8 protein-coding genes are annotated in these 9688 nt (G+C 66.5%); 2 read left to right on the top strand and 6 right to left on the bottom strand.

The genetic code is table 11. The features are described 5' to 3' along the window. Positions 1-199 precede the first annotated feature (199 nt). Positions 200-1183 (bottom strand): LysR family transcriptional regulator, encoded by a 984-nt coding sequence (locus V3B64_RS19470; RefSeq protein WP_043403003.1) that lies wholly within the window; start codon positions 1181-1183, stop codon positions 200-202. A gap of 206 nt (positions 1184-1389) precedes the next feature. Between V3B64_RS19470 and cysK the strand changes: the two genes are divergently transcribed. Together cysK and V3B64_RS19460 are read left to right on the top strand one after the other, a co-directional pair. Continuing rightward, positions 1390-2349, top strand: coding sequence for a cysteine synthase A (gene cysK / locus V3B64_RS19465; RefSeq protein ID WP_032127874.1), 960 nt, complete (start codon positions 1390-1392; stop codon positions 2347-2349). Positions 2350-2624: 275 nt separating this feature from the next. Then, positions 2625-3224 (top strand): O-acetyl-ADP-ribose deacetylase, encoded by a 600-nt coding sequence (locus V3B64_RS19460; protein WP_032127873.1) that lies wholly within the window; start codon positions 2625-2627, stop codon positions 3222-3224. Positions 3225-3315: 91 nt separating this feature from the next. On the opposite strand, the gene V3B64_RS19455 is transcribed toward V3B64_RS19460, so the two are convergent. From V3B64_RS19455 to V3B64_RS19435, 5 genes are all read right to left on the bottom strand, one after another. Next, complete coding sequence (locus V3B64_RS19455; RefSeq protein WP_329914736.1) at positions 3316-4464, bottom strand: ABC transporter substrate-binding protein; 1149 nt, start codon at positions 4462-4464, stop codon at positions 3316-3318. 129 nt (positions 4465-4593) lie between these two features. Further along, positions 4594-5598: a class I fructose-bisphosphate aldolase gene (locus V3B64_RS19450; protein ID WP_010481439.1), complete on the bottom strand. Its 1005-nt coding sequence runs from the start codon at positions 5596-5598 to the stop codon at positions 4594-4596. A gap of 197 nt (positions 5599-5795) precedes the next feature. Then, positions 5796-7262 carry a pyruvate kinase gene (gene pyk, locus V3B64_RS19445; protein ID WP_032127871.1) on the bottom strand — a complete coding sequence of 489 codons (1467 nt, stop codon included), beginning with the start codon at positions 7260-7262 and terminating at the stop codon, positions 5796-5798. Positions 7263-7442: 180 nt separating this feature from the next. Beyond that, positions 7443-8096, bottom strand: coding sequence for an HAD hydrolase-like protein (locus V3B64_RS19440; RefSeq protein WP_049463104.1), 654 nt, complete (start codon positions 8094-8096; stop codon positions 7443-7445). Beyond that, entirely contained in the window at positions 8093-9268 is a 1176-nt protein-coding gene (locus V3B64_RS19435; RefSeq protein WP_121504472.1) for a phosphoglycerate kinase, read from the bottom strand. The genes V3B64_RS19440 and V3B64_RS19435 overlap by 4 nt, the downstream gene beginning before the upstream one ends. Positions 9269-9688: the final 420 nt, after the last annotated feature.

Genomic DNA, 9688 nt, shown 5'->3' with positions numbered 1-9688 from the left:
GTGTGGGCAGGCAGGACCGTTGGCGCCATGGATGGCGCCATCGAGCCCCCATGGATGGGTTTACGGCGTGTCCTGCCTGCCCACACCGCCCCGCCATCCCACAGGAAACCCGCATTTGATGTTGATGTTGCTTCTGAGGTTGCCGGCCAGCGGCCGGCACTACCGCGGGTGCAGGGCGGCACGCCCTGCTCGACCCACCTCACACCGTGATGGTCTGGGTCAGTGACTCCCACGTCGGTGGCACCGGCCACGCCGCCGCCTGGTTGCCATCCAGCACCCTGCGCAGATCACGCGGATCGATCTGCGGTGCCAGCACGTGCACCAGCTCCAGCGCGTAATCACGCAGCACGCGATCGCGAGGCAGCACCGCCCAGGCAATGCACTCAGTGATCGGCTCCGGGGCCGGCCACGACCTCAGGTCTTCGTCGTTGGAACTGACCGCCATCTCCGCCAGCAGGCCCACGCCCAGACCGGTACGCACGTAGGTTTTGATCAGGTCGGCATCGAGCGCGGTCAGCGCCAGATCCGGCACCAGGCCGTTCGCAGCAAAGGCGCGCTGCAACGAGGAATTCGGCCGGGTCGAGGATTCGTAGCTGATCAATGGCTGGCGGGCCAGCGCGGCCAGGTCTGGGGCGCGGCCGGCGCGGTCCAGCGGGTGGCCCTTCGGTACCACCACCAGGCGTCGCCAGCGGAACAGCGGCACCGCGATGCCATCGGTGGGCTCACCGCCAGCGGTGCTGATGATCGCAATATCGGCATCACCCTGGTTCAAGCGGTCAAGCGCGTCGGCTTCGCCGGCCTGCTGCAGGTGCACGCTCACCTGGGGATAGGCCTGCTTGATCGCTGCCACCGCCGGCGGCAGCACGAAGCGCGCCTGGGTGTGGGTGGTGGTCAGGATCAGCTGGCCCTGGCTCTCGCGGCGCTGGTTGGCCGCGTAGGTGCGGATGTTGTTGGCCTCGGCCAGCACCGCACGAGCGCGGGCGATGACCTCGGTGCCGGCCGGGGTGACCGACTCCAGGCTGCGGCCCTTGCGCACGAACAACAGGAAACCCAGCTCGTCCTCCAGCTGCTTGAGCTGCTTGGACAGGCCGGGCTGGGTGGCGTGCACGCGCGAGGCGGCCAGCGTGATGTTCAGCTCGGCGTCGGCGATGGCAACCAGGTAGCGCAGCTGGGTCAGCGTCATGGGAGGCAGGCGGCGTGGGGCGGAGGTCCACTCTAGGGTCAATTGCCGTCACCAGCTTATAACCAAAGGTTGTTTAAGAAAGGTATCTGGTCATTTCCGGGCGTCATATGCCGGCGCTACGGTCAGCCGGCAGCCGCTGGCCTGAACAGCCAGCCCTCCCCTTCGCCCGCCGAAGCCCGGCGCGGCCCCGTTTCCGGAGCGCTTCCATGGCCCTGTACGACTCCATCCTCGATACCGTCGGCAACACCCCCATCGTCAGGCTGCAGCGCCTGGCGCCCGCGCAGGTCAGCGTCTACGCCAAGGTCGAGTCGTTCAACCCGGGCGGTTCGGTGAAGGACCGTCTGGCGCTGGCGATCATCCTCGACGCCGAGGCACGCGGCCTGCTCAAGCCGGGCGACACCATTGTCGAAGCCACTTCAGGCAACACTGGCGTGGCACTGGCGATGGTCGCCGCCGCGCGCGGCTACAAGTTCGTGGCCACCATGGTCGAGACCTTCTCGGTGGAGCGCCGCAAGCTGATGCGCGCCTATGGTGCCAAGGTGATCCTGACCCCGGCCGCCGAGCGCGGCAGCGGCATGGTGCGCAAGGCGGCCGAACTGGCCGAGCAGCACGGCTGGTTCCTGGCCAGCCAGTTCGCCAACCCGGCCAACCCGGCCTATCACCGCAACACCACCGCCGCCGAGATCCTGCGCGACTTCGCCGGCAAGCGGCTGGACTACTTCGTCAGTGGCTGGGGCACGGGTGGCACGCTTACCGGCGTGGGCGAAGTGCTGAAGGTCGCGCGCCCGCAGACCCGCATCATCGCCACCGAACCGGCCGGCGCCGCGCTGCTGAAGGGCGATGACTGGAAGCCGCACAAGATCCAGGGCTGGACCCCGGACTTCGTGCCGGACGTGCTCAACCGCGATGTGGTGGACGAACTGGTCTCGGTCGAAGATGACCGCGCGATCGCCACCGCGCGTCGCCTGGCTGCGGAGGAAGGCATCTTCGTCGGCATTTCCGCCGGCGCCACCGTGGCGAGCGCGCTGGACGTGGCCGCCCGCGCTGAACCGGGCTCGGTGATCCTGGCAATGCTGCCCGATACCGGCGAGCGCTATTTCTCCACACCGCTGTTCGCCGATGTGAATGAGGGTTCCGACGACGACTGGCTGGCCGGCCTGCCGTGATGCATCGGGTCGGATCCCTTTCCTGCAGGGAAAGGGCTCTGACCCGGTTTGCCAGAACCATGGATCGCAGGGGTCAGAGCCTTTTCCGTGCGGGAAAAAGCTCTGAGCCCTTTCTGCTTCAGCCTGCGTGAAGGCGTCGCCCGCCATCGTGCGTGAAGGCCGTCGGATCGCAGCGCGTGAGACGGTCATGACGCAGTATCGATGCCCTGTCCCCTACCGTGGGAACAGCCGGCGCAGATGCTGCGCGGAACACCTCACAGGCAGGAGACGGACGCATGAAGATCGAAGTTTGGCAGGGCGATATCACGACCCTGGCGGTGGATGCGATCGTCAACGCGGCCAATGAAACACTGCTCGGCGGCGGCGGCGTCGACGGCGCGATCCATCGCGCGGCCGGGCCGGCATTGCTGGCCGAGTGCGAGCAGTTGCCGGAGCTGCGTCCGGGCGTGCGTTGCCCAACCGGCGAAGTGCGCGCCACCGACGCTTACGCATTGCCTGCGCGGCATGTACTGCACACGGTGGGCCCGGTCTGGCACGACGGCCAGCGCGACGAACCGGCATTGCTGGCCAACTGCTACTGGAAATCGCTGCAGTTGGCCGAGTCGCTGGGCGTGAAGTCGATCGCGTTCCCGGCGATCAGCTGCGGTGTGTATGGCTATCCGCTGTACCAGGCCGCGCAGATCGCAGTGACGGAAACACTGGCGTGGCAGCGCAGCCATGCACAGCCGATGCGCATCGTGCTGGTGGCGTTCAACACTGCTACGGCGAAGGCCTACCAGCAGGCATTGAGCGCCGCGGGACAAAGCACGGACAACGAACCGCGCGGGTCGATGCTGCCGCCTCTGGGCGATGCGGGCTTCGCCGCTGCGCACTGAACCGCAGCGCTTCCGGTAAAAGGAAAGGCCGGGCATTGCCCGGCCTTTCCCGTTGCGGCCTTGAGGTCATCCACGCTACGTGTGGATCACATCAACGGCTGGCTGCTTCCACCGCAGCAGCGGCGTCATCGGCCACGGCAGCAGCTGCATCCGCAGCGGCGCGTGCGGCCGAGGCGGCAGCACCGTCGGCGCTGGCACCTTCGACCTGCACGCGCACTTCCACCAGGCCCGCACCGTTGTTCAGGCTGGACACGTCGACGGTGTAGTGACCGGCCGGCAGCGTCTCTTCCAGGCGTGCATTGGTGCCATTGCCACCGTCGTCGTCGGTCAGCTCGACGGCGCCGCCGACCACGCGCAGCACGGTATCGACCTGGCTGGAAATCGCATCCAGGCGCACGTCGGCCGGACGATCCAGGGTCAGCAGGAAGCGGCGGCGGCCTTCGTTGTCCAGCATGGTGTACGCGCTGCCCGACTTCGGCAGTGCCGTGCCATCGCGATCCACCAGGTTGCCTGGCAGTTCGATGCGGGTGGCCGACAGGGTGAACATGCCATTGACGCCGTCGCCGAGGCCGCGTGCAGTCAGGGTGTACTTGCCCGGCTTCAGCGAGAGGTTCAGGCGCGAGTTGGTGCTGTCGCCGCCATCATCGTTCTCGGCATCCACGCCCTGGCCGGACAGCTTCAGCACCGGATCGAAGACATCCGAGACCAGGCGGATCTCGTACAGGCCCGCCTTCTCCACCTGCAGGGTGTAGTCCTGCGAGTTGCTGGCCAGCATATCGACGATCTCACCACTGCCCACCAGCGGCTTGCCGTCGTACGGCTTCAGCTTCTCGGCGCGCAGGCGGTACGGACCAAAGGCGCTCGGACCGTTGGCGTTGACCGCCACCTGGTAGGTGCCGCCACCGTTGGCACGGAAGGCCAGCGAGACATCGCCTTCGCGTTCGTAACCGATATTGCTGGTGGACACCAGGCTGCCGTTGTTGAACACGGCGATCGAACCGGTCAGTGCGCCGGTGAGCTTCAGGCCGACCAGTTCCCTGTCTTCCAGCTTGATCTGGTACAGCTGATGATGGCTGCCGTCGTTGAAGTTGATGCCGCTGCGCGAGGTGATCTCGCCGGACACCGGCTTGTCGAAATCGAGCGACGCGGCCTTGCCTGCGTCACCACCGCCACCGATGCGGTTGCAACCGCCGGCGATCAGGACCGTGGCGACGGCCAGTGTGATTGCTGCCAAACGCATGTTTTTTCTCCTTGGCCTTCCATGTATGTCCCGCACACCGGCCCGGTGCGTGGGGGCGGAAAAGATACCCGCAAAAGCAAACGCCGGCGTGATGCCGGCGTTGCCCTGTTCATCCTGCGATGGGACGGATCAACCGTTCCACTTGCCCAGCGCGGCCAGGCCGTTGTCCTTGGCGCGCTCGTACACGGTCTTCTGGGCGGCAGCGTAGTTGCCCTTCATGTCCTTGGCCCACAGCTTCAGCGCGGCCTGCTGCATGGCGCGGCCGTAGGAGAAGCTCAGCGGCCACGGCAGGTTGCCCAGCTGGTTCATCGCGTTCAGATGCTCGGTGGACTGCTCGTCGCTCTGGCCACCGGACAGGAACACCACGCCCGGCAGGATGGCCGGCACGGTGCTCTTCAGGCACATCACGGTCGACTCGGCCACTTCCTCGACGTCGGCCTGCTCATCGCAGCCCTTGCCCGAGATGACCATCGAGGCCTTCAGGATGGTGCCTTCCAGCAGCACGTTCTGCTGGTACAGGGCATCGAACAGCGAACGCAGGGTGGCTTCGGTGACTTCGTAGCAGGTCTCGATGTCGTGGTCGCCGTCCATGATCACTTCCGGCTCGACCATCGGCACCAGGCCGCATTCCTGGCACAGGGCGGCATAGCGGGCCAGCGCGTGGGCGTTGGACTCGATGCAGGTGCCCGACGGAATGCTTTCGCCGATGTTGATCACCGCACGCCACTTGGCGAAGCGCGCACCCAGCTTGTAGTACTCCTGCAGGCGCTCGCGCAGGCCGTCCAGGCCTTCGGTCACCAGCTCGCCCGGGCAGCCGGCCAGCGGGTGCGCACCCTTGTCCACCTTGATGCCCGGAATCATGCCGTGGTCGGCCATGTACTTGGCGAACGGCACGCCGTCCTTGGTCGACTGACGGATGGTTTCGTCAAACAGGATGGCGCCGGAAATGTGCTCGTTGAGCTTCGGCGTGGTCAGCAGCAGTTCGCGGTAGGCACGACGGTTCTCCTCGGTGTTCTCGATACCGACGCCAGCGAAACGCTTGGCGATGGTAGCGGTGGATTCGTCGATCGCGATGATGCCCTTGCCCGGGGCAACCATGGCCTGGGCGGTTTCAGCCAGCTGTTCGATGCTCATGTACTTCCTGTGGCGGGTGCGGGAAAAACGTAAGTATAGCCCCGCCGCCCGTTGCACCGACGTGCAGGGCAGTCTGGAAACGATTCCAATGTCCGCACCGGACAAGGGATGTCCTGCGGCATGGGGTCAGAGCCCGTTCGGGGATCTGACCCCGGGGTCGGATCCGCAACGCGGCTCCGACCCCAGGCCAACAATACTTACAGGTCGCCCAGGCCGCTGGCGCGGCCGTCTTCGCCCACTTCCAGCAGGCGCAGGGTGTTGGTCGCGCCCAGGGTTTCCATGTGCTCACCGCTGGTGAACACGACGCGGTCACCGGCCTGCAGCAGTTCGGCTTCCACCAGCAGGCGGATGCTGCCGCGTGCGGCTTCACGCGGGGTCAGGCCACGGCTGTCGAAGTTGATCGGGTAGACATCGCGCATCAGCGCCATCTGGCGGCGTGCACCGTCGTGGCGGGTGACCGCGAACACCGGCGCCTTGGCGCGGAAACGCGACAGGTAGCGGGCGGTGCCACCGGATTCGGTCATCGCCACGATCGCGCGCACGCCCACGTGCTGCGACAGGAACATGGTGGCCATGGCAATGGCCTGGTCGGCACGTTCCAGGTTGCGCGGCGAGGCGTTGAAGTCGGTCTCGGTCTGGAACTGGCGCTCTGCACCCAGGCAGATGCGCGCCATCGCTTCCACCGCCTTGACCGGCCAGGCACCGGCAGCGGTCTCGGCCGACAGCATCACCGCGTCGGTACCGTCGATGACCGAGTTGGCCACGTCCAGCACTTCGGCACGGGTCGGGATCGGGCTTTCGACCATCGACTGCAGCATCTGCGTGGCGGTGATCACCACCTTGTTCTGCGCCAGCGAGGCCTTGATGATCTTCTTCTGCAAGCCCGGCAGTTCGGCATCGCCGATTTCCACGCCAAGGTCGCCACGGGCCACCATCACCACGTCGCTGGCCTCGACGATTTCTTCCAGGTTCTCGATCGCCTCGGTGCGCTCGATCTTCGACACCAGCGCGGCATCGCAGCCGTGCGAGCGGGCGATCTCACGCGCGTCGTTCATGTCCTGCGCATTGCGGCAGAACGACACGGCGATGAAGTCGACACCGATCTTGGCGACGATGCCGATCAGTTCCTTGTCGCGCTCGGTCAGCGCGCCCAGCGACAGGCCGCCGCCCTGCTTGTTCAGGCCCTTGCGGTCGGACAGCACACCGTCGTTCAGTACGGTGTTGATGATGCGTTCGCCCTGCACTTCCACCACCTGCAGCTGCATCAGGCCGTCGTCGAGCAGCAGCACATCGCCCGGACCCACGTCCTGCGGCAGGCCGAGGTAGCTCACGCCCACCTGGGTGGCGTCACCCGGGCCGGCGCTGGTGCTTGCGATCAGGTCGAAGCGGTTGCCCGCCTTCAGCTGTACCTTGCCTTCGGCGAAGCGCTCGATGCGGATCTTCGGGCCCGGCAGGTCGGCCAGGATGCCGACTTCCACGCCCACGCGGGCCGCGGCAGCGCGCACTTCGGCAGCACGCTTGGCCTGGCCGGAGGGATCGCCATGGCTGAAGTTCAGGCGCACCACGTTGACGCCGGCGCGGAACAGATCCTCCAGCACGCCCGGCGGATCAGTGGCCGGACCGAGGGTGGCAAGGATCTTGGTGCGACGCTGACGCTCGAACATGGTGAATGGGCCTCTCCCGATAAAGAACGGAAATTAGCACATCCTTCACGCCGCATGTATACGGTTACAGCCTTGCGCTGCCTGACTTCGCGGGTCATCGAACGGACATCGGCCGGACATACGCTGGCGCAGGGTGGTGGTGGCGCCGGGCGTGGCCCGGCGCTACCGATCAACGGCGCATCACGCCAGCAGCGTTTCCAGCTGCGCCGGTTCACGGGCCAGCTGCCCGGCACCGGCTTCGGTGAGTTCGGCCTCACCGCCAAAGCCCCACAACACACCGACGCTGCGCAGGCCATGGTGACGCGCGCCTTCAATGTCCATGCGGCGGTCGCCGATCATCCAGCACTGCGCGGGCTGCACCTGCAGCCGACGCAGCGCCTCACCGACCAGTTCCGGCTTGTGGCTGCGCGAGCCATCGAGGGTTGAACCGACGATCTCCTCGAACAGCCCACCGAACGGCAGGTGGGCAAGGATGCGGCGCGCGTGCGGCTCGTTCTTGGCAGTGACCACCGCCAGGCGATGGCCACGACCATGCAGCGTGCGAAGGGTGTCTTCCACCTGCGGGTACACCGTGTGCTCGCGCCAGCCCTCGACGTCGAAGCGCTCACGGTAGTAGCCCACCGCCTGTTCCACCCGCGCCGGTTCACCGAACAGCGGCGCGAAGGTGGTGCGCAGCGACGGACCGATCCAGCCCAGCAGGGTCTCCTGCGGTGGCACCGGATGGTCCATCTTCTGCAGCGCATAGGCGATGCAGGCGGTGATACCCACCTGCGAATCGATCAGCGTGCCGTCCAGGTCGAAGAACAGGACATCCTTGCTGCGATCGGCACTCATGCGCCGCGCGCGTCGAGTGCGGCCACCGCCGGCAGGGTCTTGCCTTCCAGGAATTCCAGGAACGCACCGCCACCGGTGGAGATGTAGCTGACCTGCTGGGCGATATCGAACTTGTCGACCGCGGCCAGGGTGTCGCCACCACCGGCGATGGAGAATGCCGGCGAACTGGCGATGGCACGGGCCAGCGCTTCGGTGCCCTTGCTGAAGGCCTCGAATTCGAACACACCGACCGGACCGTTCCAGACCACGGTACCGGCCTTCCCGATCAGCTGCGCGTACTGCGCCGCGGTCTGCGGGCCGATGTCCAGGATCAGGTCGTCTTCGGCAACGGCGTCGACCGCCTTCACTTCGGCAACCGCGTCCGGCATGAACTGCTTGGCGGTGACCACGTCCACCGGCAGCGGGATATCGGCGCCACGCGCCTTGGCATCGGCCACGATCTTCTTCGCGGTGTCCAGCAGGTCCGGCTCGTACAGCGACTTGCCGACGTTGTAGCCGGCGGCAGCGATGAAGGTATTGGCGATGCCACCACCGACGATCAGCTGATCGACCTTGCCGACCAGGTTGGCCAGCAGTTCCAGCTTGGTGCTGACCTTGCTGCCGGCGACGATGGCCAGCAGCGGCTTGGCCGGTGCATCCAACGCCTGCGCCAGCGCGTCCAGCTCGGCCATCAGCAGCGGGCCCCCGGCCGCGACCGGGGCGAAGCGGATGACGCCATGGGTCGAGGCCTGCGCACGGTGCGCGGTGCCGAAGGCATCCATCACGAACACATCGCACAGGGCGGCGTACTTCTTCGACAGGGCTTCATCGTCCTTGCCCTCGCCGACGTTCATGCGGCAGTTTTCCAGCAGCACCAGCTGGCCCGGCTGCACGTCGACACCGTCGACCCAGTCGCGCACCAGCGGAACCTCGCGACCGAGCAGCTCGGACAGGCGCTGGGCCACCGGCGACAGCGAATCGGCTTCGCTCCACACACCTTCCTTCGGGCGCCCCAGGTGTGAGGTGACCATCACTGCCGCGCCCTGCTCCAGCGCGCGCTTGAGCGTCGGCAGCGAAGCGGTGATGCGCTGTTCGGAGGTGATGCGGCCATTCTCGATCGGCACGTTCAGATCCTGGCGGATCAGCACGCGCTTGCCGGAGAGGTCGAGGTCGGTCATGCGGACGATGGACATGGGCAACTCTTTGGCTCAGGGACGGGATGCCGGGGTACGGCAGACGGCCATTGTATCGGGTGCGGGTGGTGGGAGGGCCGATGCCTGCGGCAGGCAGAGGCGCACGGCAACTGCAACAGCAACGGCAACGGCCAAAGCGCTGGCGCTTCGTGATGCTGGGGCGGGGCCGGGTTTGGGTGGGCGGGCCGGGGAGGCCGTGAATCCGGCCGGGGGGGCTTAGCCGCGCCATCCATGGCGCGGATACCCCTGCCAGCCCACACCACCCGGCCTCGAAAGGTTCATGAGGCGGAGCGGATGGCAAAGGCACAAGCAGTGTGTGGTGTCGGATGAAGAACGAAGAGGTCAGATCCGTTTTCCTGCGGAAAACGGATCTGACCCCGATGGCCGTCGAGCGAAGCGACCCGCTTCCGCTCTTGCTTT

Source organism: Stenotrophomonas sp. SMYL86 (genome assembly GCF_036320025.1).
Taxonomy (GTDB): domain Bacteria; phylum Pseudomonadota; class Gammaproteobacteria; order Xanthomonadales; family Xanthomonadaceae; genus Stenotrophomonas; species Stenotrophomonas maltophilia_A.
The sequence above is the reverse complement of the archived record's forward strand: the minus strand, read 5'-3'. Positions and strand labels throughout refer to the sequence as shown.